Raw genomic sequence first — 26848 nt, 5'->3', positions numbered from 1 at the left:
CAACGCCTAAACCACGCTTCATGAACCGCCGTATACGGAACCGTACGTACGGTGGTGTGGGAGGGGGGAGGTGTGAACCTTCCCCCTACCCGATCAACAGCGCGCGCCGCTCAGAACTGGTCTTCCGACAACGCCATCAGGGTGCGGTGACCGGTGCGGATCAGCTCGGCCAGGCCCAGGGACGGGGCCACCACCTGTTCCACGAAGAAGCGGGCGGTGACCAGCTTGCTTTCATGGAAAGCCACGTCCTGGCCCTGGGCCAGCGCCTGGTTGGCGGCGATGGCGCCGCGGGCCAGCAGGAAGCCGCCGGTGACGTTGCCGAACAGGGTCAGGTAGGGCACGGCCCCGGCCGCCGCCGCGCGCGCGTCGGCCTTCACATGGTCCACCAGGAAGGACGTCGCGTCCTCCAGCGCCGCGATGCCGCGCTTCAGGCCTTGGGCGATGGCGGCCAGGTCGTCGCCCGGCTGGGCGGCGGCGGCCTCCGCCGTCTCTGCCATCTGGGCGAACAGCGCGCGGGCGGTGGCGCCGCCGTCGCGGCCCAGCTTGCGGAACACCAGGTCGTTGGCCTGGATGCCGTTCGTGCCCTCGTAAATCGGGGCGATGCGGGCGTCGCGGTAATACTGCGCGGCCCCCGTCTCCTCGATGAAGCCCATGCCGCCGTGCACCTGCACGCCCAGGCTGGCCACCTCCACGCCGATGTCGGTGCTCCACGCCTTGGCCACCGGGGTCATCAGGTCGTTCAGCAGGCCGGCGTGGCTTGCGGCCTCCGCGTCGGGGTGATGGTGCCGGCCGTCCAGGGAGGCGGCGGTGAAATAGACGATGGCCCGCGCGGCCTCCACCTTGGACCGCATGGTCAGCAGCATGCGCCGCACGTCGGGATGGTGGATGATGGTCACCGGCTGGGGCCCGCCGGCCACGTCGCGGCTCTGCACCCGGGTCTTGGCATAGGCCAGCGCCTGCTGGTAGGCGCGGTCACCGATGGACACGCCCTGCAGGCCCACGCCCAGACGGGCGTTGTTCATCATGGTGAACATGTACTCGATGCCGCGGTTCTCCTCGCCCACCAGGTAGCCCACGCAGGCGCCGTTGTCGCCATAGCTCATGACGGCGGTGGGGCTGGCGTGGATGCCCAGCTTATGCTCCAGGCTGACGCAATAGGCGTCGTTGCGCCCCCCCGGGGTGCCATCGGCGTTCAGCAGGAACTTCGGAACGATGAAGAGGGAGATGCCCTTGGTGCCAGCCGGCGCGTCCGGCGTGCGGGCCAGCACCAGGTGGACGATGTTGTCCGTCCAGTCATGGTCGCCATAGGTGATGAAGATTTTCTGGCCGGTGATGCGGTAGGTGCCGTCCTCATGCCGCACCGCGCGGGTGCGCACGGCGCCCACGTCGGAACCCGCCTGCGGCTCCGTCAGGTTCATGGTGCCGGCCCATTCGCCGGAGATCAGCTTTTGCAGGTACAGCGTCTTCTGCTCGTCCGATCCGTGGGCGGTCAGCAGTTCCACCGACCCCTGGGTCAGCAGCGGCCCCAGGGCGAAGGACATGTTGGCGCTGGTCCAGGTTTCCAGCAGGGCGATGAACAGGGTCCAGGGCAGGCCCTGACCGCCATGGTCGGGGTCGAAGGGCACGCTGTTCCACCCGCCTTCCACGAACTGGCGGTAGGCGTCCTTGAAGCCGTCGGGGGTGCGCACGCCCGTGTCCGTCAGTTTGGCGCCTTGGCGGTCGCCCACCACGTTCAGGGGCGCCAGCACGTTGTCGGCCAGCTTGGCGCCTTCCTCCAGCACGGCGTCCACCAGGTCGGGCGTGGCGGCCTCGAAGGCGGGGTAGGCGGCAACTTTGTCCAGGCCGACGACGGAATTCAGGACGAAACGGATTTCCTTCAGGGGCGCTTGATAGGTCATGGTCTCTCGGGTCCTCCCGGGGGACCCGCCGGTGGGGCCTGGCGCCCATCGCTTCAGGACTGGGGGCGGGACCCGGCACGGCCGGCGGGGTGCTCAATGTTATTGGGCGGGCGGGCCCGATCATTGAGCGGAAGGGCCACGTCCCGTCGACGCGGGGCCCATCCTGCCGGGACGGCGGCGGGCGGGCAAGCGTCGCCGAAAGTCCGGCCCGGATCTCGCCGCCGCTAGAGACTGGCACGCCCCTTGCTTCCCCTACAGGCCAGCATCGGATCGGCCCCCATCGGCCGGTCGTTTTCCAGGTAAGTGAGGTCCGGTCGTGAACAGCGCACTGTCCACCACGCAGTTGACTGCAGCACAGGGTTTGGCGTCTTCCGCCCCCGCCAAGATCGTGGCGGCGGTGCAGCAGGCCAGCACCAAGGCCGGGGTAGATTTTTCCTATCTGCTGAAGCAGGCGTCGGTGGAAAGCGGCTACAACACCAACGCCAAGGCCAGCACCAGCAGCGCCACCGGCCTCTACCAGTTCACCGACTCCACCTGGCTGAACATGGTGCAGCAGCACGGCGCCGAGGTCGGGCTGGGCCAGTACGCCGCCGCCATCAAGACCCGCGGCGACGGCAGCGCCTACGTCTCCGATCCCGCCACCCGGCAAAAGATTCTCGACCTGCGCAAGGACGCCGACACCTCGGCCATGATGGCGGCGGCGCTGGCCCAGGACAACAAGACCACCCTGCAGCAGCAGGTGGGCGGCACCATCGGCGGGACCGAGCTGTACCTGGCCCATTTCCTGGGCGCCGGCGGCGCCTCCAAGTTCCTGAACGCGCTGAAGAAAAACCCCAACCAGGCGGCGGACGCCGTAGTGCCGGACGCGGCCGACGCCAATGACGCCGTCTTCTACGACAACAACGGCAAGGCGCTGTCCCTGGGCCAGGTCTATGATCGCTTCGCCAAGAAGTTCGATGGCACGGGCGGGGCCAGCGCGGACAAATATGCCGGGTCCACCACCCTGGGCACCGTGCAGACGGCCGACAGTACGTCGCAGCCCTGGGACATGGTGCGGGGCGCCAGCTCGTCCAAGATGCCGCTGTCCACCTACACCATCATGATGCTGAACGCCCTGGCCGCGCCTACCGAGGACGAGGACCAGGACAACAAGGACGGCTACAGCCAGCAGGAACAGCGCATGACCACCAACCGCGCGCCCAACATGGCCGCCGCCTATATGGCCAGCGCTTAAGCGGAGCGGTAGGCCTCCGGCGTCGCCGGCACGGCCAGCCAGGCCTTCACGCCGCCATCGCTGACCTGCCCCAGCTGGCCGCCGCATTGCCGGGCCAGCTGTTCCAGTAGCAGGTGGCCCAGGCCGGTGCGGGGTGGGCGGGGATGATGGGTGCCATGGGTGCCCGAATCTTCTGTGCCGGAATCTTCTGCCGGCCCGGCCGTTGTTGCCGGGCTTTCGCCATTGGGGGCGGGCGGCGGCAGGCCGACGCCGTCATCCTCCACCCGCAGAACCCATCGCTGCCCCTCCGTGCCCCCCTCGGTGCCCAGGCGCACGGCCACGGTGCCGGGCCGCCCGGCGGGGAAGGCGTATTTCAGCGCGTTGGTCAGTAGCTCATTGGCGGCCAGGCCCAGGGTCACGGCGGCCCGCTGCGGCAGCTTCAGGTCCTCGACCTCGACGGTGAAGGCGATGGGACGGCCGGCGACATGGGCGGCGGCCAGGTTTTCCACCAATTGGCCCAGGAAGGCACGGGCCGGCACGAAGGGCTCGCGTTGCAGCCGCTGCAGGCTGGAATAGACCAGGCCCAGCACCCGCACCCGTTCCCCCGCCTTGGCCAGCTCCCCCGCCTCCTTGGCACCCGCCCGGCTTTCCGCCACCATCAACAGGCTGGACACGGACTGCAGATCGTTGCGGATGCGGTGATAGATTTCACGCAACAGCATGGCCTGCTGCTCCTCCCCCGCCGCCAGGGTGTCCAGGGCGTCATGCAATGCCGCGATGATGGACACCACCGCCAGGCTGATGACGACGAACAGGGCGGGGCCCGCCCAACCCCTGGGCGGCAGGGCCGCCAGCCGGCCAGGCAGGGTGGCCAGCTGTTGCGCCCAGGGTGGGCCGTCGGCGGCCGGCGCGAAGAAGGGCAGGGCCAGCGTCGTGCTCAGGACCACGGCCAGCAAGCCTGGGCCGACCCCGAACCACAGCGTTCCCAGCACCAGGGCGGGGAAGAAATGCACCACGGGATAGCCGTCCAGCACATCGTCCAGCGCGATACGCACGCCGAACGCCAGGCACACCAGCACGGCGGCCCCGGCGTAGCGTATCGGCGCTGATCGCCGTCGCAGGGACAGGAAGGTGGTGATGAACGGCTTCATGGCGGCTGATCATACAGTCGCCTCGGCCGAACGCACTACTGCGGATGGCTAGGATCGTTTGGGGGTACGGCCGTCAGAAATGGACCAGGGCCGGATCTTCCGACCGGCCGGCCATCATCTGGCCGCCGCACGCGCCACCCGTCATCTGGCGTGGGACGGACACGGCGGCATCGCCGTCATCGGCCAACGGGACCTGCCCCACCAGGGTGCCACCCCGCAGCAGCCTAAGGTAAAGGGGCAGGGGGGAGGGGTGAGGGCCAATGGGGGTCGAGGTCTTGCCAGGCATAGGCTCTCTCCCTCTCTTGGGGTGGGCCGGCCACTCATACGCGGCGGCACCACAGGCTCCTTTATCTCTACAACCAAGGGTCTCATGGCCCCCGAGTCGCCGTCAACTGACGCCAAAGGTCAGTACTGGCCTATGCCTGGGCCCGGTTTCCCCGAAAAATCCTGCCTATTGGGGTAAGATTTTACCGGGGTTCATGAGGTCGCGCGGATCCAGCAGGCGCTTCAAGCTTGCCATAAGATCGATTTCCAGGGGTGACCGCGCGCGTGCCAGTTCGTTGCGTTTCTTGTTGCCGATGCCGTGCTCGGCGCTGATCGACCCATCCAGCGCCAGCACCACGTCGTGCACCGCCCGCATGATCCGCTCCCCCAGGGCCAGGAAGGCGTCGCGGTCGCCCGGGTCGTCGGTGTCCGGCCGGGCGATGTTGTAGTGGATGTTGCCGTCGCCCAGATGGCCGAAGGGGTAGGGCCGGGCGCCGGGGCACAAGGCCGCCACCGCCTGGTTGGCGCGCTCGATGAACTGGGGGACGCGGCTGACCGGCACGGCCACGTCATGGTGCAGGGCGCCGCCCACCTTGCGCCCGATCTCCGGCAGGCCCTCGCGCAGGCGCCACAGCTTCTGCCGCTGGTCGCCGCTGGCGGCCAGGGTGGCGTCCGTCGCCTCCCCCGCCTCGATGGCCTCGGCCAGGGCACCCTCCACCGTGTCGCGCAGGGCGTCGCCCGGCGTGCCGGCCGTCAGCTCCGCCAGGATGTACCAGGGGGACGGTTCGGACAGCGGGTCGTTCTGTTCGCCCAGGTAGCGGGCGGCGCCATCGATGGCGAAGCGCGGCATGATCTCGAAGGCCGAGACGGCGTCGCCGCTGGCTTGGCGCAGGCGTTTCAGCAGGCGCAGGGCGGCGGTCACGTCGGGTACCGCCACCAGCGCCGTTTCCATCTGGCGCGGCCGGGGCACCAGCGACAGGGTGGCGGCGGTGATGATGCCCAGCGTGCCCTCCGCACCCAGGAACAGGTGCTTCAGGTCATAGCCGGTGTTGTCCTTGCGCAGGCGGCGCAGGCCGTTCCACACCTGCCCGTCGGGCAGCACCACCTCCAGCCCCAGCACCTGGGCGCGGGCGTTGCCGTAGCGCAGGGTCAGAATGCCGCCGGCGTTGGTCGACAGGTTGCCGCCGATGGTGCAGCTGCCCTCGGCGCCCAGGCTCAGGGGGAACATCAGGTCCACGTCGTTGGCCGCCTGCTGCACCGTGGCCAGGATGACCCCCGCCTCCACCGTCATGGTGTGGTCCAGGGGGTCGATCTCGCGGATGCGGTTCAGGCGGCCCAGGTTCAGCAGCAGGGTGCCTTCCGCCGCCAGGGCGCCGCCCACCAGGCCGGTGTTGCCGCCCTGGGGCACCAGGGCGATGCCGGCCTCGGCCGTCAGGCGCACCACGGCCGCCACCTGCGCCGTCGTCGACGGGCGCAGCAGGGCCAGCGGCACGCTGACGGCGTTGCCGCGCGCCTCCGTCAGGTAGGGCGTCTGCGCCTGCGCGTCGGTGATGAAGCCGCCGGGGCCCAGCAGGTCGGAAAGGGCCGTCAGGCAGGCCTGGGCGGTGGCGGAAAGGCGCGTGCTCATGGGGCTTCATCCGGTATCAGGGCCACCAGGTCGGTGACGCCCACGTCCTGGCCGGCCTGGATCAGCAGGGTGGTGGCCTGGCCGCGATGATGGGTCTGGTGGTTGAAGAAATGCACGATCAGGTCGCCGAAGCGGCGGGCGCAGGTCCGGCCGGCGCTGCTGGTGTAGGTCAGCACCTGGTTCAGGTCGCAAGCGCGCACGCTGGCGGCCCAGCGGCCGATGGTGGCGTCCATCACCTGGCGGTCGGCCGCCAGGCTGGCCAAGTCCGAATAAAGCGCCTCATCCAGGCGCGTCGGCACGGGCAGGTCCATGACCGGGTCCAGGGTGGCGTAGCCGGCGGGATGGGTGCGGAAGCGCCGCAGCCACAGCAGGTCCGCCACCATCAGATGGTTCATCGTGCCCAGGATGGAGCGGAAGAAGGCCCCCCGGTCGGCGGTCAGGGCTTTGGCCGGCAGCCGTGCCGCCGCGTCCAGCACCTTGGTGTTCATCCAGGCGTTGTACTGGGCCAGAAGGATGATGTGCCGGGGCTCTGTCATGGGGCGGCCTCAACTCCGGGGCGGGGATGCCAGAGTGTCCGCTCCCGCCCGCTGGGATCAAGTGCTAACGGTGTGGTCCGTCAACCGGTTCCGTCTCGGGGCCGGGGGGCCGCCGCCCGGCGCAGTCGGTCATTGATGGCCAGGCCCAGGCCCACGTCGGGGATGGTCATCACGGCGATGCCGCTGAGGCCGGGCTTGTCCAGCCGGCGCAGCATGGCGAACAGGTTGGCGGCGGCCTCGTTCAGGTCGCCGGCGGGCGACAGGTTCAGCCGCTCCGCCCCGCCCAGCACGAAGCGGTCGGGACCGAAGCCCAGCAGCGCTTCATCCCTGGCGGCGTTCAGCGCGTTCAGCCGCACCGGCAGGCCGGGGGCGTAGTGGCTTTCCAGCATGCCGGGCGCCTTTACCCCGCTGCCTGGTGTGGCGGCGCGCTGGATGGGGCCAAGCACGGCCTCGATCTCCTCCGGCGTGATGGAACCGGGGCGCAGCAGCACGGGGTGCTCGCCCGACAGGTCCAGCACGGTGGACTCCACCCCCACCGGGCAACGGCCGTCCGCCAGGATCAGGGCCAGCCGGCCGCCGCCGCCATCGGGGAATTCCTCGCGCACATGGATGGGGGCGGTGGGGCTGACGTGGCCGGACCGGTTGGCGCTGGGGGCGGCGATGGGCCGGCCGCTGGCCTGCAGCAGGGCGCGGGCCGTGGGGTGGCGCGGCACCCGCACCGCCACCGTGTCCAGCCCCGCGCTGACCAGCAGCGACAGGGCGGCATCCGCCCGCCGGGGCAGGACCAGGGTCAGGGGGCCGGGCCAGTACAGGTCGGCCATCTGGTGCGCCCGCTCATCCATCACGGCGTAGCGCTCCACCGCCGCCACATCCGGCAGGTGGACGATCAGGGGGTTGAAGCTGGGGCGGCCCTTGGCGGCGAAGATGTCGGCCACCGCCTGGTCGTTGCCGGCGTCGCCGCCCAGGCCATAGACCGTCTCCGTCGGGAAAGCCACCAGCTTGCCGCCGGCCAGCGCCTGCGACGCGCGCTCCAGCGCCTCTTGGGTGGGCGGGGACATGTCGGGGACTGTATAGGACTCGGTCACGGGGGCGGCACCTGGCAAAAGGGACCACCTTATCTAGCCCACCCGTCCGCCCCGTCCAAGGGCACTGGCTGCAGGGCCGGGCTCCCCTTTTGGGGCATCATCCATTGTGCACTGCACACTTGCCCGCCACCGCCGCCGGGTCCACACTGCCGGCCACGGTCATTCCTGAAGGGGGAGCCATCATGGCGGGTCACGTCGTCACCATCGCGCAGCAGAAGGGCGGGGCGGGCAAGACCACGCTGGCCATCCAGCTGGCCGTGGCCTGGTCGCTGGCCGGGCTGCGTGTGGCGGTGGTGGACATCGATCCCCAGGGCAGCCTGACCGCCTGGTTCGGCCTGCGCGCGCAGGCCCTGGATGATCCCGGCCTGACCCACATGCAGATCAACGGCTGGCGCACCCAGAAAGAGGTGGAGCGCCTGGCGCGCGAGCATGACGTGGTGGTGGTGGACAGCCCCCCGCATGCCGAGACGGAGGCGCGCATCGCCGTGCGCGTGGCCGACCTGGTGGTGGTGCCGGTGCAGCCCAGCCCTATGGACCTGTGGGCCACCCGCCCGACGCTGGAGATGGCCAAGGCGGAAAAGCGGGCGGTGCTGGTGACGCTGAACCGCGTGCCGCCCCGCGCCAAGCTGGCCGACCGCCTGACGGAGGCGGTGGCGGGATTGGGCGTGCCCATGGCCGAGGCCGCCATCGGCAACCGCGTCGGCTTCGCCGGCGCCATGATGGACGGCCTGTCCCTGCAGGAAACCGACCGCCGCGCCAAGGGGTCGGAGGAAATCGCCGCCCTGGCCGGCGAAATCCTGGCCCGGCTGGGCGGCACCCTGACGGCCGGGAACCGCAGCGCCAGCGCCTGAGGCGTGGCGCCACCCGCGCGGGCGCCTTCCCACCCGCGCGGGCGCCTTCATTGCACGGGGTGCGCGCGGCGGTGTATACCCGACCAGCCGTTTGGGGCGCCTGTGGGGGGCTTGGGGCGGCGTTGGGTTGGGGTTGCCATGCAAATCTTGTCGCGCCTGCTTTCGCGCCGCTCGCCCGCAACCGTGGAGGCGGCGGCGCCGGTCCTGCCGGACGTGGTCATCGCCGAGCCGTTCCATGCCTTCATCCACCGGCTGAACGCCATCACCGTGCCCGGTGACCTGCGCGCCATCCGCGGCGGCCGCCCGCTGCGGGCCATCGTCATGGATGAGACGGGCGCGCAGGTCCGGGTGGGGGAGATCGCGCAGTCGGCGCCCGGCATCGACCGCATCGCCTTCCCGGAATTCCCGGATGGGACGGGCCCCGCCTTCTGGTTGTTCGTGGTCGAGGCGTCGGGCGTCGAGGCGTCGGGCGACGCCGATCCCGCCCCCCTGGTGCCGGCGCTGCGCGCCCTGGCGGCCGGCTTGGGTCCGCGGCCGCTGCTGGCGGTGGGCTGCGAAGGCCCCCGCCTGGACCGCGCCCAGCTCAGCTTCGCCATGATCAGCGATGAGCCGCCGGCCGCCACCCTGCCACCCCTGGACCAGCCGGCCCTGGACCAGCCGGCCCTGGACCAACCTGTGGTGGACGGGGACACGCTGACGCCGGAACAGCGGCAGTGGCGGGAAGAGGGGGTGGCCATCCTCAAGGGCTTCCTGTCCGACGACCTGCTGGACCCCTATATCGCCCGGCGCGAGCAGGTGGCCCGGCCGGGTGGCTGGCGTTCCCCCACGCCCTACATGCACGTGGAGGAGTTGCGGCGCATCTGCCTGCACCCGCCCCTGATGCGGGTGCTGAACAGCCTGGTGGGGGAGGAGATGCTGCTGCACCTCAACCTCACCGGCTGGGTGTCCACCGAGCGCGACTGGCATCAGGATGAGTATCTGAGCCCGCCTTTCGTGAACAGCTGGTACGCCGCCGTGTGGATCGCGCTGGACCGTATCCACCCCGATGCCGGCCCCTTCGAATACATCCCCGGTTCCCACCGCTGGCCCCTGCTGCGCGGCGCGCGCGTGCGCCAGTTCATGACGGATGAGGAGCGGCGCCGCGCCGCCGTGACCGACAGCGGCTATGACGCCTGGCCCAGCGTCACCCAGTCCTACGTCGCGCCCATCGTGGAGGCGGAAATTGCCCGGCGCGGTGTCGAAAAGCGGGCCTTCCTGGCGGAAAAGGGCGACGTGCTCGTCTGGCACGGCCGGCTGATGCATCGCGGGTCCCCCGCGCGGCAGCCGGGGTTGGAGCGGCGGTCGCTCATCGCCCACTACACCGGCGTGAACCACCGCCCCGACATGCCGGACCGCCGGTTCGAGGGCGGCGGACACTACGCCGTGTTCCATACCCCCCTGCTGTGACCTTTCCCCCTTGATGAGCCGGCCTTCCCGATGACCTTCCTGTCCCGCCTTCTCGGCCGCCGGCCGGTTCCCGCCACCGTCGCCACGCCACCGGCGGCGCTGCCGCCGCTGCTGATCGTGGAGCGGGTGGTGACGCGGGTGGCCAACCTGGAAGTCGTGGAGGTGCCGGGCGACATCCGGGGCGGCCGGCCGGAGCGGACGCTGCACGCCCTGCTGGTCGATGAGGCCACCGGCCAGGCGCGTCAGGGGCCGCTGGTGTCGCGCACCCCGGACGGCCTGTTCGATGGCGATCTGCGCTGTGACCGCATCACCGTGCCCCCCTTTCCCGCGGGCTGCGGCCCCGTCTACTGGTTGTTCGTGGCCGAGGTGGATGAGGCGCCGGACGCCCAGGCGCTGGCGCCCGCGCTGCTGGCTCTGGCCCGCACGCTGGGCGACCGGCCGCCCCTGGGCGCGCTCTGCTACGGCACGCCGCCGGACGCCAGCGGCGGCATCCGCTTCTCCATGCTCAGCGGCCATCCCGATCCCGAGGGCCTGCCGCCCCTGGACCAGCCGGTGGTGGATGAGGCGGCATTGAGCCCCGAACAGCGCCAATGGCGGCGCGAGGGCGTGGTCCTGCTCAAGGGCTTTCTCGGCGATGAGCTGCTGGACCCTTATATCAGGCTGCGGGAGCAGGTGGACCGGGCGCTGGGCTGGATCACCCCCACCCCCTACATGCAGGTGGAGGAGTTGCGGCGCATCTGCCTGCACCCGCCGCTGATGGCCCTCATGAACAGCCTGATCGGGGAGGAGATGATGCTGCATCTCAACCTCACCGGCTGGGCCTCGACCGAGCGCAACTGGCATCAGGACGAATATCTCAGCCCGCCCTTCGTCAACGGCTGGTACGCGGCGGTGTGGATTGCCCTGGACCGTATCGACCCCGATTCCGGGCCGTTCGAATACGTCCCGGGCTCCCACCGCTGGCCCTTGCTGCAGGGGGAGAGGGTGCGGCAGTTCATGACCGCGGCGGAGCGCGACCGCGTCACCGGCACCACCGGTAGCGCCTCCTGGCCGCACCTGACGCAACGCTACGTCACCCCCGCCATCGAGGCGGAGATCGCGGCCCAGGGGGTGGAGACGCGCCGCTTCCTGGGGGAAAAAGGCGACGTGCTGATCTGGCACGGCCGGTTGATGCACCGGGGCTCGGCGCCAAAGCGCCCGGGGGTGGAGCGGCGGTCGCTGATCGGCCATTACACCGGCGTGAACCACCGCCCCGACATGCCCAACCGGCGGTTCGACCATGGCGGGCACTATGCCGTGTTCGACTATCCGTTGAAGTAGGCGCGGGCGGGCCTGCCAAGCCGGGGTGATCTGTGCCAAGCTGGCCGGCAGCAGTGCTGCCAGGGCCCGCCTATGACCAACCCGTCCTCCCGCCTCGTGTCCATCCGCCGCCATGACGGTGCGCGGGACGCGTGGCACGTGGCCAGCCTGGCGCCACCACCGGTCCTGTCCGGCCTGGTGGACGGCTATGCCGACTATCGCGAGCGCACCAGCTTCACCACCCGCCGGGAATTGCCCCACGCCCAGGCCGTCCTGATCATTAACCTGGCGGAGCCCATCGGCATCGTGGGTGGCGATGGGCGGCAAATCACCGTGCGCGCGGGGGAGGGCTTCGTGGCCGGCGCCCATTTGGCGCCGGCGCTGTCCCGGTCGGTCGGCACCCAGGCGGGCATGCATGTCTTCCTGCCGCTCTCCAGCCTGCGGCGCCTGCTGGGCTGTCCGTTGACGGATCTGATCGACCGCGTGGTGCCCCTGGATGCCGTCCTGGGATCGGCGGCACGGCAGCTGGGGCAGACCTTGGCGGAGGCGCCGGACGGCACCGTCCGGATGGCGGCGCTGGACGACGCGCTGACCCGCCGCTTTGACGCCATGCCTGCTCTGCCGGGGGCCCAGGCCCACGCGCTGGCCCTGCTGCGCGACCGGCCCGACCTGGACATCGCCGATATCGCGGGGGAGATCGGGTGGAGCGCCAAGCACCTCGCCGCCCGCGTGCAGGACGCGCTGGGCGTGGGCCCGCGCACCTACCGCCGCCTGATGCGGTTCGAGGCGCTGACCAAGCGGCTGGGGGCCGGGCCGCCGGGCGAGGGCAGCGGCGGCTGGGCCGGCATCGCCATCGACGCCGGCTATTGCGACCAGTCGCACATGATCCGGGAATTTCGGGAGTTCGCCGGCCTTACCCCCGGGCAATACCTGGCCCGGTCCCTGCCGGATGGCGGCGGCCTGGTCGAGAGCGGCCCGGTGGACGGTATGGTGGCGGAGGTAAGTTAGATCCAATCCAGGCCGCGTCGTCGGGCCCTATGGTTGGGCGGCGGCATCGTCGCCGCCTGAGAGGAGATTGAGCGCCATGCCCACCAACCCCCTGATCCCCTGTCTGCGCTATCGGGACGCGCCGGCCGCCATCGACTTCCTGTGCGCCGCCCTCGGCTTCGAGGTCCACGCCGTCTATGCCGACGACCACGACCCCGGCCTCATCCACCATGCCCAACTGACGCTGGGGGATGGCATGGTCATGCTGGGATCGGCCCGGCCCGGGCCGTCCACCGACGCCTATCGCTGGAAAACGGCGGCGGAGGCCGGGGGCGTGACGGCCTGCGTCTACATCGTCGTCGATGATCTCGACGCCCACCACGCCCGCGCCAGCACCGCCGGTGCGGAGATCGTGACCCCGCCGCACGACAACGAGGGCTACCCCGGCCGCGGCTACCACGCCCGCGATCCCGAGGGGAACAGCTGGAGCTTCGGCACCTACGACCCCTGGGCGCCGCTCTGAGGGAGGCGCTTCGATAACCAGCGGCGGGCGCGTCATGCCCGCCGCCTTACCCCTGCTTACAGTGCCTGCACCGCCGCCAGCACGGCATCGACATGGCCGGGCACCTTGACCTTGCGCCATACCTGGGCCACCTGGCCGTCCTTGTCGATCAGGAAGGTGGCGCGCTTGATGCCCATATACTTGCGGCCGTACATGTTCTTTTCCACCCACACGCCATAGCGCTCGCACACGTCGGTGTCGGCGTCGGACGCCAGGGTGAAGGGCAGGTTGTACTTCTTCTTGAACTTGTCGTGGCTGGCCACGCTGTCCTTGGACACGCCGATGATGGTGGCGTCCACCTTCTCAAAGTGCGGCAAGGATTCGCCGAAGCCGCAGGCCTCGGCCGTGCAGCCGCTGGTGTCGTCCTTGGGGTAGAAGTACAGCACCACCGGGCGGCCTTTCAGCGACGACAGGGTGACGCTGCCGCCACCATCGGTGGGCATGGTGAAATCCGGGGCGGGGGTTCCGACCTCTACGGCCATGGTGCTTTTCCTTCTTGGGTTCGTGCCTAGGTTTGCGAGGTGGGGTTTGCGACGGCGGGCTGATGGCGGGGGCTGATACGGTCCAGCCCCCCGGTTGGATCAAGGGGCCGGCGCCGGCAGGCGGGCGGCGGGTTCCTCCACCACCTTCCGGAACAGGGCGTGGGCCTGGGCCGCCGCGGCGCGGATCTTTGCCTCCGCCGCGTCGAAGTCAAGGCCCCCAGGGGTATTGTTTCCCACCGCTTCGGCCAGGGCCAGGCGCAGGGCCGGCGGCGCCTCCGCCACCTTCACCTCGCCCGCCACCGTCAGGCGCAGGAAGGCCTGCACCCGGCGCCACAGGCGGTGGATGTCGACCAGGGCGTCGGCGTCCGCGGCATCCAGCAGGCCGGCGTCGCGCAGGCGGGCCAGGGCGCCGGTGGTGTTGGGGTCCAGAATGCCGGGATGGTCGGCGGCATGGCGCAGGGTCAGGTACTGCACCAGGAACTGGATGTCGACCATGCCGCCGCGCACATGCTTCACCGACCAGGGGTCCTTGGTGTGGTGTTCCTTGTCCATGCGGACGCGCATGTCGGCCACGTCGGCCAGCAGCTTGTCCGGGTCGCGCGGCTGCACCAGCACGGCGTGGATGGCCTCGGTCAGCCGTGCCCGCAGGGCCGGCGGGCCGGTCAGTACACGGGCGCGTGTCAGGGCCATGTGCTCCCAGGTCCAGGCGTTTTCGCGCTGATACCGGGTGAAGGCGTCCAGGCTGACGGCCAGCGGCCCCTTGTTGCCCGAGGGGCGCAGGCGCATGTCCACCTCGTACAGCGCCCCCTCGGCCGTGGGCACGGTGATGGCGTTGATCAGGCGTTGGGTCAGGCGGATGAAGTACTCGCTGGGCGACAGCGGCTTGGGACCGTCCGACTGGTCGGCCCCTTCCGGCACCTGATAGACGGTGATGAGATCGAGGTCCGACCCCAGGGACAGCGACCCCGCCCCCAGCCGCCCCATGGCCAGGATGGCCATGCCCGTTCCCTCATCCGTTCCGGGGGCGAAACGGCCATGGCGGGGGGCGAACTCCGCCTCCACCCGCTCATGCAGGACGGCCAGCGCCGTGTCCGCCACCTCGGTCAGGAAGGGGCCGCACTGATCGCCATCGGCCAGGTGCCGCAGGATCTGGATGCCGGCGCGCAGGCGCTGGTCGCTGGTCCAGCGCCGCGTCAGGTCCAGCACCTCCTCGAAATGGTGGGCATCGGCCAGCTGGCGGAACAGCCCCTCACGCAGTTCCTGGGCGTCCGGCAGGTGGTCGAAGAAGCCGGGGGTCAGCACGGCGTCCAGCTGTGACGGGCGCCGCGACAGGCTGTCGGCCAGGCGTGGCGCCGTGCCCATGATCAGGGCCACCAGCTCCAGCAGCTTGGGATTGGCGTAGAACAGGCTGAACAGCTGAACCCCGGCGGGCAGGCGGCTCAGGAACTCATCGAACTTCAGGAAGGCCTGGTCGGGTTGGGCTGTGCCGCCCAGGGCCGCCAGCAGGGCGGGCACCAGCTCCGTCAGCAGTTCGCGCGCCCGGGTGCTGCGGGTGGCGCGATAGCGGCCGTGGTGCCAGGCGCGGATTTGGGCGGCGACGGCCGAGGGGTTCTGGAAACCCAGGCCCCGCAGGGTGGTGATGGTGTCCGGGTCGTCCTCCGTCCCGGTGAAGACCAGGTTGCCGGGGCCGGACAGGGGGGGCGCCTCCTCGAACAGGGCGGCGTAGCGATCCTCCACCCGGCCCAGGGTGGCCAGCAACTCCGTCCGGAAGGCGTCGGCGTCGGCATAGCCCAGGAAGGTGGCGATGGCGGCCACGCCCGTGTCGTCCACCGGCAGCTTGTGGGTCTGCTGGTCGTCCACCATCTGCACCCGGTGCTCCACCCGGCGCAGGAAGCGATAGGCCGCCTTCAGATCCTGGGCCGCGTCCTCGCCCACGCGGCCGGCGGCCACCAGGGCGTCCAGCGCCATCATGGTGGCGGGGGTGCGCAGGTGGGGGTCGCGCCCGCCATAGATCAGCTGTTGGGTCTGGGCGAAGAACTCGATTTCGCGGATGCCACCCCGGCCCAGCTTGATGTCGTGGCCGTTCACCGCCTTGTCGCGGTGGCCCTTGTGCGCGCCGATCTGGCGCTTGATGGAATGGATGTCCTGGATGGCGGCGAAGTCCAGGCTGCGTCGCCAGACGAAATGGCGGATCAGGCCCATGAAGTCCTGGCCGGCCTTGCGGTCGCCGGCCACCGGCCGCGCCTTGATCATGGCCGCCCGCTCCCAGTTCTGGCCCAGGCTGCCGTAATAGGCTTCCGCGGCGGAGACGGAGACGGCCAGCGGCGTGGCGCCGGGGTCGGGGCGCAGGCGCAGATCGGTGCGGAAGACGTACCCGTCCACCGCCCGCTCCTCCATGATGCGCACCAGGTCGCGGGCCAGGCGCACGAAGGTGCGGGTCATCTCATCCGGGTCGCGGGCCTGCACCACGCCGTCGTCGTAAAGGACGATCAGGTCGATGTCGCTGGAGTAGTTCAGCTCCAGCGCCCCGAACTTGCCCATGGCCAGCACGATCAGGCCGCTGCCGGCCTCGGGGTCGTTCTCGGCATCGGGCAGTCGGATCTCGCCCTTGGCGGCCAACTGGCGCAGCAGGTGGCGGGCGGTCAGGCGCAGGGCGGCTTCCGCCAGCTGGCTCAGCGCGCCGGTTACCTGCTCCAGCGTCCAGGCTTCCGCGATATCGGCGGCGGCGATCAGCAGGGCGGCGCGGCGCTTGGCCACGCGCAACGCCTTCATCAGCCGGTCGGTGGTGGTGGACCCTCCCACTTCGGCCCACAGCCCCTCCAGCAGGTCCATGAAGGTGGCATCGAAGCCCTGCGTTGCTATCTGCCGGAAAAACGCCTGCTCCTTCAGCAGGGCCTGGCCCAGGAAGGGGCTGTTGCCCAGGATGGCCCGCAGCAAGGCCCCGCCCGTCTCATCCGCCGCGCAGGTCCGGGCGAATTCCGCCAGTTCCGTGTCGCCGGAGTCCTCCGCCCGGCGCTGCCAGGACTCCAGCCCGCGGGCCAGAAGTTCGGCATCTGCCGCTTGGGGTAGGGATTTCACATTGAACATGGATGTCTGACCGGGCTATGCCAGGAAACGGGCTTTGCCCCCGTGTAAACCTGTCCATCGTGACCCTATGTTGCTGGGACTGGACAAGGGGTGGGGCGGGGCCCCGTTCGCTGTTCGCCGTTTCGCGGTTGTGGGTTCCCGGGGCAGAGTGCCCAAGGGTCCGCAACGCGGTCAAGCCATGCCGGAAGTCTGAGCCTTTGCCCCGTCCGACCCCGCCCATTCCCCCCGCCGAGGTGCCGACCGGGACGCAGGCGTCCGGCGAAGGGGGGGACGTGGGCCTGCGCGTGCCGGGGCGGCGCCCGCCCGATCCCATCGCACCGCCCCCGCCCAAGCCGCCGCGCAAGCGGCGGGGTATGATCGGCCACGCGGCCCTGGTCGTCCTGGAACTGGCGGCGGGCCTGCTGCTGGTAGTCCTGGTCACGGCAGGCCTTTTGACCTGGCGGCTCAGCCGGGGGCCCATGCCCATTTCCTGGTTCGCGCCCTATCTCGAGCAGGCGGTGAATTCGGATGGGAGCGTCCACATCTCCGTCCATAAGGTGCTGTTGGCCAGGGCGCCCAAGGGCGCCACGGTGGAAATCCTGGCCGACGACGTGGTGCTGACGGGCACGGGCGGCGCCACCGTGGCGACGCTGCCGGAATTCCGCGTGGCCCTGTCGGTGCCGGCGCTGCTGCACGGCCGCCTGGCGCCCACCCGCATCGTGCTGGTGCGTCCCCGGCTGAATGCCATCCGTGAGGTCGACGGCCGTTTCCGCCTGGCGCTGATGTCGGATGACGACACCGACGACGGCAACGACTTCATGGCGGACCTGATCGCGGCGCTGAAGCGGCCGCCGGATCCGCTGGAACCCCTGGGCGCGCTCACCAAGCTGGTGGTGTCCGAGGCGCGGCTGTCGGTGGACAACCGCCAGCTGGGCCTGGTGTGGTCCGCCCCCCGGGCCGACATCTCCCTGACCCGCGACCGGCGGGGCATCACCGGCAACGCCCAGCTGGTGGTGGACCTGGGCGGGCATATGACGCAGGTGGCGGCCGAGTTGGGCTATCGCCTGGCCGACGGCACCATCAGCGCGGTCGGCCATTTCTCCGGCGTCAGCCCGGCGGACTTGGCGCGCATCACCCGCGCGTCCGATGGCGTGCTGGCGGCGGTGGGCGGCATCGACATGCCCCTGGCCGGCACGGTGACCCTGGACCTCGCCTCCGACTTCTCCCCCCGCATCTTCGACGTGGCGCTTAGCGGCACGGCCGGCACGGTCACCCTGCCGGGGCGCCTGAAGGCGCCGCTGGCGGTGGCCAACCTGGACCTGCAGGCGCGGCTGGAACCCGGGGGGCTGACCCTGAACCACCTGAACCTGACCCTGCCGGGGTCCGGCGGGCCGGCACCCGCGTCCACCGTCATGCTGACGGGCAAGGGGGTGAAGCGGGACGACGGCAGCTATCGCGTGACCCTGGCCACCGAGGTCAAGTCCGTGCCGTTGAGCGCGCTGGACGCGCTGTGGCCCCTGGACGCCCTGCCCAAGCCGCGCGCGTGGATCATGCAGAACCTGTCGGACGGCGCCTTCGACAAGGTCACCTTCAATTTGGAGGGCAACGCCCCGGCCGACCTGTCGGACATGGTGCCCAGCCGAATGACGGCCAGCTTCGCCTTCTCCGGCGCCACCGTGAACTACATGGACGGCCTGCCCAAGGTGAAGGATGTGGGCGGCACCGCCACCTTCGACGGCGTGCATCTGGGCATCGAGCTGACACAGGGCCGCCTGCTGGACCTGGCGCTGGGCACCTCCCGTCTGGATATCACCGGCTTGGACAAGACGGCGCAGAAGATGGAAATGACGCTGCCCGTCAGCGGCCCCATCTCGTCCGCGCTCACCGTCATCGACACCCCGCCCCTGGGCTATGCCAAGAAGGTGGGCTTGGTGCCGGCGGCGGTGGCCGGCACGGCCGACATGACCCTGCGCTTCGACTTCCCGCTGGTCGCCACCCTGAAGATGGACCAGGTGAAGCTGGGCGTGCAGGCGCACCTGAGGAACGTGGCGGCTGACAATATCGTGGCCGACATCAAGGCGTCGGACGGCGACCTGAACCTGGTGCTGGACAACAAGGGCATGGACACCAACGGCACCGCCCGCCTGAACGGCATGCCGGCCCGCATCCTGTGGCGCGAGAATTTCCCGGCGGAGGCGCCCATCGGCACCCGTGTCGCCCTGCAGGCCACGGCCACCGACCGCGACCGCCAGCTGTTCCACCTGGACTTCCCCGACTGGGTGCGCGGCCCCGTGGGCGTCAACATGGTCTACACCAGGGACGCCCAGCATCAGGAAACCATCCTGGCCGACCTGGACCTGACCAAGTCGGCCTTGGCCGTGTCCCTGATGGACTGGCGCAAGGTGACGGGCGTGCCGGCCTCCGGCCATGTCGAGGTGGGCTTCGACCAGGGCCGGCCGCTGCACGTCACCCGCTTCCAGCTGAAGGCGGATGGGATGGAGGCGTCGGGCAGCATGGACCTGAAGCACGACTTCTCCATCGGCCACGTCGCGGTCGACCGCTACCGCCAGGGGCGCACCGACGCCGCCATGACGGTGGACGTGGACGATGCGGGCGGCATGCGGATCAAGACGGCCGGTCCCTCCATGGACGCGCGGCCCTTCCGCCGCTCCGCCAGCGGGGGCGGCAACGGCCGGCCCCTGACCGAGGCGGAACTGAAGGCGCTGGATGCACGGCCGCCGCTGGACATCGATTTCAACTTCGACAAGGTGGTGACGGCCAACGGCGGGCGCGAGATCGGCGCCAGCAAGGGCCAGTTCGCCCGCCGGGGGCGCAGCTGGCGCTCCGTCGTGCTGGACAGCCGCATCGGCAAGGACAATGCCGGCCATCTGGCCCTGCGCTATGTGCCGGACGGCAACGCCATGGCGCTGACCATCACCTCCGACGACGCGGGCGCCGCCCTGCAGCAGCTGGACGTGCTGGACCATCTGCGCGGCGGCAAGCTGGTGGTGAAGGGCCATAGCACCGCCGGCGACCCGCATGAGGTGGTGGACGGCACCCTGGACGTCACCGATTACCAGGTGGTGGAGGCGCCGGTCATGGCGCGCCTGCTGTCGGCCGCCAGCTTCCAGGGCTTTTCCGACTTCATGAGCGGCGCCCCCATCACTTTCAGCAAGCTGGAAGGGGGCTTCCACTGGACCGACACCGGCGTCAGCTTCCACGATGTCCGCACCTCGGGCGCCGCCATCGGCCTGACCATGGAGGGGGAGATCAACCTCAGCCGCGGCATGGCCGACCTTCAGGGCACCATCGTGCCCTTCAGCACCTTCAACAAGCTGCTGGGCGCCATCCCCATCGTCGGCGACCTGCTGACGGGGGGTGAGGGCCAGGGACTGCTGTCGGCCACCTACCGGGTGAAAGGTCCGCTGGACGACCTGGACGTGTCGGTCAATCCGCTGGCTGTGCTGGCCCCCGGCTTCCTGCGCAACCTGTTCTTCCTGTCGCCCACGGATGAGGACGGCAAGCCGGAGGCGAAGCCCGCCCCGCGGAAAAAGCCGGCCAAGCCGGCGGCCGATCCGGCAACGCCCGACCCGGCAACGCCCGACACGCCGAAGTAGCAGGACTTTCCGGCCGGGTGCTATCCTGGGACGGGATCATGGCGTTGGGGTGGGTTTATGCTTGGTGGCGTGTCGGCGTTGGTCCGTCCTCATGATCCGGCAGACCTGGACCGGGCTTTCCTGGAAAAGCGGCGCCTGCACCTGCGTACCGGCCAGGCGGGCGTTTTCGCCCGGCTGCTGCCCTGGTCGCTGATCAACGCCCAGGTGACGCTGGCCGGCCTGCACAACGGCCGCCTGCGCCTGGTCCGCTCCGGCCAGGACCTGCCCTATGAGACGGTGGTGGGCCGCAACAAGGCGGGCCAGATGTTCCTTAAGACCGCCGCCCTGCACGAGCAGATCGGCCAGGGGCTCAGCCTGGCGCTGAACCACCTGCACCATGTCTCCCCCCGCATCGCCGCCCTGGTCGCGGCGGTGGAGCGGCGCTATCGCGTGCGCGGCGGCGCCAACGCCTATGTCAGCTTCCAGCGTGAGGGCGCCTTGGGTCCCCACTGGGACAACCACGACGTCATCATCCTGCAGATATCGGGGGAGAAGCATTGGCGCTGCCACGGCGCCCGCGCCGTCCATCCCCTGGTCAGCCGCAGCTATCCCACCGTGGCGGAGGCGGGGCCGGTGGAGTGGGAGGACACCTTGCGCCCCGGGGATGTGCTGTACATCCCGCGTGGCGACATCCACTGGGCCACGGTGGCGGAGGGCGGCCATTCCGTCCACCTGACCCTCAATCTGGGCGGCCTGCGCGCCCGCGACCTGCTGCGGGCCCTGGCCGGCCGGCTGGAGGGGGGCGAAGACGCCTTCCGGGAAGAGGTCATGGCCTTGGCCGATGAGGCGGCCACGCGCCGGCAGCTGTCCGCACAGGCCGATCTGCTGCGCGGCGCGTTGGAACAGCCGGACGTGGCGGCGCTGTTCACCCAGCTGGATGGGGAACGGGAGGCGCTCCAGCCCATGAACCTGGGCCTGGATCGCACCCTGCCGGATACCACGGAAATCCATCCCGCGGCGCGTGGTCCCGCCGGCCCGGCACGCACCTTGCCGCCGGCGCAGCAACAGGTGCTGTCCCGCCTGCTGGCCCTGGACGGCGCCCGCCTGGGCGACTTGAAGCGCGACCTGGCGGATATGGAGGGAGCGGTGGTGGCCGAAGCCGTGGCCGGCCTGGCCCGCGCCGGCCAAGTCTGGCTGTTTGAGGATTGAGCTTCAGCCGCCTTTCGCGTCCCGGATCATGTTGCGGGCAATGACCAGCTGCTGGATCTGGCTGGTGCCCTCATAGATGCGGAACAGGCGGACGTCGCGATAGAAGCGCTCCACCCCGTATTCGGCCATGTAGCCGGCGCCGCCGTGGATCTGCACGGCGCGGTCGGCGACACGCCCCACCATCTCCGAGCAGAACAGCTTGGTGCAGGCGGCCTCCGTCCCCACGTCGCGGCCGGCGTCGCGCTGGCGGGCGGTCTCCAGCACCATGCAGCGGGCGGCGTAGGCCTCCGTCCGGTTGTCGGCCAGCATGGCCTGCACCAGCTGGAACTCGGCGATCGGCTGGCCGAACTGCTGCCGGTCCAGGGCGTAGGCCAGGCTGTCGCGGATCAGGCGCTCGGCCACGCCCACGCAGACGGCGCCGATGTGCAGGCGCCCCCGGTCCAGCACCTTCATGGCGGTGCGGAAGCCCTGGCCCTCGCGCCCGCCCAGGATATTGGCCGCCGGCACCCGCGCGTCCTGGAACACCACATCGGCGGTATGGCTGCCCTTCTGCCCCATCTTACGGTCCGCCGGGCCGACGCTGACGCCCGGGGTGCCGGCCTCCACCAGGAAGGCGGTGACGCCTTTGGCGTCGCGGCTGGCGGGGTCGGTGCGGGCGAAGACGGTGAACAGGCCGGCGTGCGGCGCGTTGGTGATGAAGCGCTTGGTGCCGTTCAGCACGTAATGGTCACCGTCGCGCCGGGCGCTGGTGCGCAAGGACCCGGCGTCGGACCCCGCCTCCGGCTCCGTCAGGGCGAAGGCGCTGATCATCTCGCCGGTCGCCAGCTTGGGCAGGTAGTGCCGCTTCTGCGCCTCCGTCCCGTCGATGACCAGGCCTTGCGAGCCGATGCCGTTGTTGGTGCCGATGAGTGAGCGGAAGGCGGGGGAGGTCTGGCCCAGCGCGAACGCCACCTGCACCTCCTCCGCCATGGACAGGCCCAGGCCGCCATATTCCTCGGGGATCGACAGGCCGAACAGGCCGAGATCCCGCATCTCGGTCACGATGTGTGGCGGGATGGCGTCATCCTCCGCCACCTGGTGTTCCAGCGGCACCAGGCGGTCGCGCACGAAGCGGCCCACGGTATCCAGCAGCTGGTTCAGCGTCTCTTGGTCCAGGGCCATGGGTCATCCTTTATGTTGGGCATCTGATCGTGATCGATCAAATGCCCCCCTCAAACGGCGGGCGCGGGCATCCGCCCGCTTGCCTCGTCCTCGATTTCCGGTCCGCTGCGCTCCCCCGAAATCTCCGGCGGACGCAGTCGCGTCCTAAGCGGCATGAGATTCCTCTCATGTCGCTGCCCTCAGTTCAGGCTGGCGAAGCCGCGGCCGTCGCGCACCAGGCGCTCCAGCAACGGCGCGGGTTGCCACTGCTTGGCGCCCGTCACCCGGTGAAACCGGGTGATGGCGTCCAGGATGGTGCCTAGGCCCACCTGGTCGGCCCAGAACAGGGGGCCGCCGCGCCAGGCGGGGAAGCCGTAGCCGTGGACCCAGATCATGTCGACGTCCAGCGCGCGGGCGGCCACCCCTTCCTCCAGGATCTTCGCGGCCTCGTTCACCATGACGTACAGGCAGCGCTCCAGGATTTCCTGGTCGCCCACGGCGCGCGGGGTGATGCCCTTGGCGGCACGGTCCTGGGCGATCAGGTCGGCCGTGACCGGGTCGGCCAGGGGCGCGCGGCTGCCGGCCTCATAACGGTAGATGCCGGCCGCCGTCTTCTGGCCGTGGCGGCCTTGCTCCGCCAGGCGGTCCAGCCAGCCGGGGGGCGGGGTGTCGGGGTCGCCGGCCTTGCGCCGCTCCTCCCGGATGCGCCAGCCCACGTCCAGCCCGGCCAGGTCCCCCATGGCGAAGGGGCCCATGGGGAAGCCGAAGTCCACCAGCACGCGGTCCACCTGGTCCGGCGCCGCCCCCTCATCCACCAGGGCCGTGGCTTCGCGCGCCCGCTGGTGCAGCATGCGGTTGCCGACGAAGCCGTAGCAGACGCCCACGGCCACGCCCACCTTGCCGATGCGCCGTGCCACGTCCATCGCGGTCGCCAGCACGTCGGGCGCCGTCTCCCGGCCCCGCACCACCTCCAGCAGGCGCATGACGTTGGCCGGGCTGAAGAAATGCAGGCCGGCCACGTCCTGCGGCCGGCCGGTCACGGCGGCGATGGCGTCGATGTCCAGGGTGCTGGTGTTGGTGGCCAGGATGGCGCCCGGCCGGCATACCTGGTCCAGCCGGGTGAAGATCTGCTTCTTCAGGTCCATGGACTCGAACACGGCCTCGATCACCAGGTCGGCGTCGGCCAGGTCGTCATAATCCAGGCTGGGACGGATCAGGTTCAGGCGCGCGTCCGCCTCCTCCCGGCTCAGCCTGCCCTTGGACACGCTGGCCTGGTAGTTGCGGCGGACGGTGGCCAGGCCCCGGTCCAGCGCCTCCTGGTTCGTGTCCAGCAGCACGGTGGGGATGTGCGCGTTGGCGAAGCACATGGCGATGCCGCCGCCCATGGTGCCGGCGCCGATGACGGCCGCGCGCCGTATCGGGCGTGGCGTCACGTCGGGCCCCAGGCCCGGTACCTTCGCCACCGCCCGCTCGGCGAAGAAGGAATGGATCAGTCCGGCGCGCTGTGGGCTGTCCATGCAGGCCTGGAACAGCTCCCGCTCCCGCTTTAGTCCCTCGTCCAGGGGCAGGGTGGTGGCCGCCTCCACCGCGTCGACGCAGCGGTGGGGGGCGAACAGGTGGGGGGATTTTCGGGCCAGGTCGGCGCGGGCGGCCGAAAACAGCGGGGGGCTGACGGCGGCGATGCGGTCGCCGCGCGCGCCGGTGCGTCGGGGCATCAGGCCCTTGGCCCGCACCCGCTTGGCATAGGCCAGGCCGGCGGCCAGGGGATCGGTCTCCGCCGCCACCCAATCGACCAGGCCGATGTCCAGCGCCGTGGTCGCCGTGACGGGCTCGCCGCCCACGATCATCTCCAGCGCCTTGGCCGGGCCCACCAGGCGGGGAAGGCGCTGGGTGCCGCCGGCGCCGGGCAGCAGGCCCAGCTTCACCTCCGGCAGGCCCAGCCTGGTTCCCGGAAGCGCCACCCGGAAATGACAGCCCAGCGCCACCTCCAGCCCGCCGCCCAAGGCCGTGCCGTGCAGCACGGCGATGATGGGCTTGGGGCTGGCCTCCAGCGCCGCCACCACGTCGGGCAGGAAGGGCGCCAGCGGCGCCTGGCCGAATTCGCGAATATCGGCGCCGGCCATGAAGGTGCGGCCGGCCGCCAGCAGGACCAGCAGGTCGGCCTCCCCGTCCGCCTGGCCCAATGCCAGGGCACGCAGCAGCCCGGCCCGCACGGCCTGGCCCAGCGCGTTCACGGGCGGCTGATTGACGGTGATGATGCCGGTGCGGCCCTGGCGCTCATAGCGCACGGGGGTGCGGTCGGTGGCGGTGCCGCTGGCGTCCATGGGCTCTCCCTTCCTCAAGGCGCCTGGTTGGGTCGGCGCCGTCCGGCAGGAGAGTATCAAAGCGCCGACGCGTTGCAATATTTGCGGAATATAATTCCGTAATACGGAATTTATGGTGCGCGGAGCGGGATCATGTGGGGCTGCGAACGAATTTTGCGGGGCCCGCCGGGGGTGCGTTCGTCCCGGCCTTGAGGGTCACGGGCTGCGGCGGCGCGGGTGGAGGGGGTGGGGTGTCATCCCGCCATGCCACCCAGAAACGGGCCGTGGTCCGGCGCCGCGTCTCGGCCCGCTTGTTCATCAGGGTCAGGGTCAGGATTCGGCGGCCCGCCTGCAGGGTGCCGCTGTATTCGCTGCCCGTGTACATGCTGTCGGCGATGAAGGTGGCGACCCCGTCCCCACAGATATAGCGGGCGCATTCACCCATGGGCGCCCCATCCTGCGAGATACCGCAATAGACGGCGACGACCTGGGCTGTCCCGGGCAGCTCCACCAGCAGGTTCTCCTCCCCTCCCGGGCGGAGGATTGTCCGTGTCTGCGCCTCGGTCACCCTCACGCCGGCGGCACCCAGGTCCCGCGCCATGCGGTTCCGGCCCTGGTAATCGCTCCACGCCTGGCAGAAGGGGTAGTCCACGACGTTGGCGTCCCGGAAATAACCGGGGTTGGTGCGCAGCCCCGCCTGCCGCCACCATGGGTCCGGTATCGAGGCCGTCATCAGGCCATAGACCATGCTGACGGACAGCGCGGCCGAAACCAGGGACACCAGCAGCCGGCACATGAGCGCGACCGGGAACGCCATCTGGGCCTCCAGCGACAAATTCGCCTCCATGACTCTGCTTCCTTTAGTTGATTCTATAATGTAGAAGAAATTGGCGCGGCCTATCGGGAAGGGCTGAGCGGGAAGGGCTGAGCGGGAAGGGGGGAATTCAAGGGACGCTGGTGTCGTCGTCGCGCCAGGCGATCCAGAAATGGCCGGTGACGCCGTCTTCGGGGGCGGCGGAGCGGGTCGACATGGCCAAGGTCAGGACACGGCCTTTGACGTAGGCGCTATCCTCGACGAAAGCCGAGACACCGGTGCCGCAGCCGCCGCGGGAACACTCTTCGACAGGCGCTTTTCCCGCACCCGGCCGGCTGATGCCGCAGTAGATGGCGGTCACCTTGGCCGCATGGGGCAGCAGGATTGCCAGATCCTGTTCCGTGCCTTGGCGCACCACGCCCCGGGTGGTGGCCTCGGTCACGTGGACGCCGGGTCCGCGCAGGTCACGCGTCAGGCGGCTCCGGCCCTGATAGTCGGTCCAGGCCTGGCAGACGGGGTAGTCGGGCAGGTTGAAACCCCGGAACTGGCCGGGATAGCTGGGCAGACCCGCCCGTAGCCACCAGGGGGCGGGCACCAGCACCGACATCATGGCAAAGCAGACGGCGAAGGCCACGGCGATCGTGGCCAGCGACAGCAGCAGCCGGCCCCGGTCCAGGAAGCGCAGCAGCACCAGGTTCTCCAGCCGGCGGCTGGCGATGGCCAGGATGCTTGAGGCGATGTCGCGGCGATAACGGCTGAGGGCGGCGTCCGGCCCCAGGACCACCAAGGCGTTGACGTAGGATTCCTCCAAATCGCCCATGCGATCCTCCACCTCATCGGGGGTGGCCACCAGCATCAGGCAGAGGCGGGGGAACAGGGGCAGGGCGGCTGGGATGACGACGGCGTTGCAGGTTTCGGACGGCGTCGTCATGGTTCAGGCCCCCTTGCCCGCCAGATCCAGGCCGTATTCCAACTCGTGATGGGTGTTGACGGCGTGGTCCAGGGCCTGGCGGCCCTCCCCGGTCAGCTTGAAATAGCGCTTGGCCCGGCCGCCGCGCGTCGGCGTCGGCTCGCCCAGGTGGGACTCCAGCAGCTCCTTGGCCGACAGCCGGTCCAGGGTGGTGTAGACGGCGCCCAGTGTATGCTCCCGCCGGGTGCGGCGGCTCAGCTCATCCCGGATGGCCACGCCATAGGCACCGTCACCCAGGGCCAGGATGACCATCATCACCGCCTGTTCCAGTGTGCCCAACGTGTTCCTGCCCATCACGCCCCGCCCCGCTTCTATATTTCTTCTACAATGTATATTGGGTCGGTACGGG

The 26848-nt window shown here is 70.3% G+C and carries 21 protein-coding genes; 8 read left to right on the top strand and 13 right to left on the bottom strand.

Translation table 11 applies throughout. From position 1 onward, the window contains the following. Nucleotides 1-110: 110 nt before the first annotated feature. Nucleotides 111-1898 carry an acyl-CoA dehydrogenase gene (locus tag FBZ89_RS25605; protein WP_145753358.1) on the bottom strand — a complete coding sequence of 596 codons (1788 nt, stop codon included), beginning with the start codon at nt 1896-1898 and terminating at the stop codon, nt 111-113. A 316-nt stretch (nt 1899-2214) separates the two neighbouring features. Here FBZ89_RS25605 and FBZ89_RS25600 point away from each other — a divergent pair, with 316 nt between their 5' ends. Next, on the top strand, nt 2215-3132 hold the full coding sequence (locus tag FBZ89_RS25600) for a transglycosylase SLT domain-containing protein (protein ID WP_246172574.1): 918 nt from the start codon (nt 2215-2217) through the stop codon (nt 3130-3132). Here FBZ89_RS25600 and FBZ89_RS25595 read toward each other — a convergent pair. From FBZ89_RS25595 to FBZ89_RS25575, 5 genes are all read right to left on the bottom strand, one after another. After that, a complete protein-coding gene (locus FBZ89_RS25595; protein WP_145753356.1) occupies nt 3129-4262 on the bottom strand; it encodes a sensor histidine kinase in 1134 nt (377 codons plus the stop codon). The genes FBZ89_RS25600 and FBZ89_RS25595 overlap by 4 nt on opposite strands. A gap of 73 nt (nt 4263-4335) precedes the next feature. Then, nucleotides 4336-4548: a hypothetical protein gene (locus FBZ89_RS25590; RefSeq protein WP_145753355.1), complete on the bottom strand. Its 213-nt coding sequence runs from the start codon at nt 4546-4548 to the stop codon at nt 4336-4338. Between the two features lie 165 nt (nt 4549-4713). Continuing rightward, a complete protein-coding gene (locus FBZ89_RS25585; RefSeq protein ID WP_145753354.1) occupies nt 4714-6153 on the bottom strand; it encodes an FAD-binding oxidoreductase in 1440 nt (479 codons plus the stop codon). Further along, nucleotides 6150-6689 carry a DinB family protein gene (locus FBZ89_RS25580; protein WP_145753352.1) on the bottom strand — a complete coding sequence of 180 codons (540 nt, stop codon included), beginning with the start codon at nt 6687-6689 and terminating at the stop codon, nt 6150-6152. Before FBZ89_RS25580 ends, FBZ89_RS25585 begins: the two co-directional genes overlap by 4 nt. Before the next feature lie 80 nt (nt 6690-6769). Continuing rightward, nucleotides 6770-7747 carry an L-threonylcarbamoyladenylate synthase gene (locus FBZ89_RS25575; protein WP_145753376.1) on the bottom strand — a complete coding sequence of 326 codons (978 nt, stop codon included), beginning with the start codon at nt 7745-7747 and terminating at the stop codon, nt 6770-6772. A gap of 209 nt (nt 7748-7956) precedes the next feature. On the opposite strand from FBZ89_RS25575, the gene parA reads away from it, so the two are divergent. From parA to FBZ89_RS25550, 5 genes are all read left to right on the top strand, one after another. Then, nucleotides 7957-8625 (top strand): ParA family partition ATPase, encoded by a 669-nt coding sequence (parA, locus tag FBZ89_RS25570; RefSeq protein ID WP_145753350.1) that lies wholly within the window; start codon nt 7957-7959, stop codon nt 8623-8625. Between the two features lie 138 nt (nt 8626-8763). Continuing rightward, nucleotides 8764-10071: a phytanoyl-CoA dioxygenase family protein gene (locus tag FBZ89_RS25565; protein WP_246172572.1), complete on the top strand. Its 1308-nt coding sequence runs from the start codon at nt 8764-8766 to the stop codon at nt 10069-10071. Between the two features lie 30 nt (nt 10072-10101). After that, nucleotides 10102-11391, top strand: a complete 1290-nt coding sequence (locus tag FBZ89_RS25560; protein ID WP_246172571.1) for a phytanoyl-CoA dioxygenase family protein — start codon at nt 10102-10104, stop codon at nt 11389-11391. Between the two features lie 72 nt (nt 11392-11463). Beyond that, a complete protein-coding gene (locus FBZ89_RS25555; protein WP_145753349.1) occupies nt 11464-12378 on the top strand; it encodes a helix-turn-helix domain-containing protein in 915 nt (304 codons plus the stop codon). A 76-nt stretch (nt 12379-12454) separates the two neighbouring features. Next, nucleotides 12455-12880: a VOC family protein gene (locus tag FBZ89_RS25550; protein ID WP_145753347.1), complete on the top strand. Its 426-nt coding sequence runs from the start codon at nt 12455-12457 to the stop codon at nt 12878-12880. Nucleotides 12881-12936: 56 nt separating this feature from the next. Here FBZ89_RS25550 and bcp read toward each other — a convergent pair whose 3' ends face one another. Both bcp and FBZ89_RS25540 read right to left on the bottom strand, forming a co-directional pair. Then, nucleotides 12937-13401 (bottom strand): thioredoxin-dependent thiol peroxidase, encoded by a 465-nt coding sequence (gene bcp / locus FBZ89_RS25545; RefSeq protein ID WP_145753345.1) that lies wholly within the window; start codon nt 13399-13401, stop codon nt 12937-12939. A gap of 99 nt (nt 13402-13500) precedes the next feature. Beyond that, nucleotides 13501-16488 (bottom strand): bifunctional [glutamine synthetase] adenylyltransferase/[glutamine synthetase]-adenylyl-L-tyrosine phosphorylase, encoded by a 2988-nt coding sequence (locus FBZ89_RS25540; protein WP_145753344.1) that lies wholly within the window; start codon nt 16486-16488, stop codon nt 13501-13503. Nucleotides 16489-16685: 197 nt separating this feature from the next. Here FBZ89_RS25540 and FBZ89_RS25535 point away from each other — a divergent pair, with 197 nt between their 5' ends. Continuing rightward, nucleotides 16686-20084, top strand: coding sequence for a DUF3971 domain-containing protein (locus tag FBZ89_RS25535; protein ID WP_145753342.1), 3399 nt, complete (start codon nt 16686-16688; stop codon nt 20082-20084). Nucleotides 20085-20162: 78 nt separating this feature from the next. Further along, nucleotides 20163-21272 (top strand): JmjC domain-containing protein, encoded by a 1110-nt coding sequence (locus tag FBZ89_RS25530; RefSeq protein ID WP_186457578.1) that lies wholly within the window; start codon nt 20163-20165, stop codon nt 21270-21272. Between the two features lie 3 nt (nt 21273-21275). On the opposite strand, the gene FBZ89_RS25525 is transcribed toward FBZ89_RS25530, so the two are convergent. From FBZ89_RS25525 to FBZ89_RS25505, 5 genes are all read right to left on the bottom strand, one after another. Next, a complete protein-coding gene (locus FBZ89_RS25525) occupies nt 21276-22433 on the bottom strand; it encodes an acyl-CoA dehydrogenase family protein (RefSeq protein ID WP_145753339.1) in 1158 nt (385 codons plus the stop codon). Nucleotides 22434-22612: 179 nt separating this feature from the next. Then, entirely contained in the window at nt 22613-24736 is a 2124-nt protein-coding gene (locus FBZ89_RS25520; RefSeq protein WP_145753338.1) for a 3-hydroxyacyl-CoA dehydrogenase NAD-binding domain-containing protein, read from the bottom strand. Nucleotides 24737-24866: 130 nt separating this feature from the next. Then, nucleotides 24867-25562: a hypothetical protein gene (locus FBZ89_RS25515; RefSeq protein WP_145753336.1), complete on the bottom strand. Its 696-nt coding sequence runs from the start codon at nt 25560-25562 to the stop codon at nt 24867-24869. A 97-nt stretch (nt 25563-25659) separates the two neighbouring features. Beyond that, a complete protein-coding gene (locus FBZ89_RS25510) occupies nt 25660-26460 on the bottom strand; it encodes a hypothetical protein (RefSeq protein WP_145753335.1) in 801 nt (266 codons plus the stop codon). A 3-nt stretch (nt 26461-26463) separates the two neighbouring features. Continuing rightward, on the bottom strand, nt 26464-26793 hold the full coding sequence (locus FBZ89_RS25505) for a PadR family transcriptional regulator (RefSeq protein WP_145753334.1): 330 nt from the start codon (nt 26791-26793) through the stop codon (nt 26464-26466). Nucleotides 26794-26848: the final 55 nt, after the last annotated feature.

Source organism: Nitrospirillum amazonense, from assembly GCF_007828045.1.
Taxonomy (GTDB): Bacteria; Pseudomonadota; Alphaproteobacteria; order Azospirillales; family Azospirillaceae; genus Nitrospirillum; species Nitrospirillum amazonense_C.
This window is presented reverse-complemented; position numbering and strand designations above follow the sequence as displayed.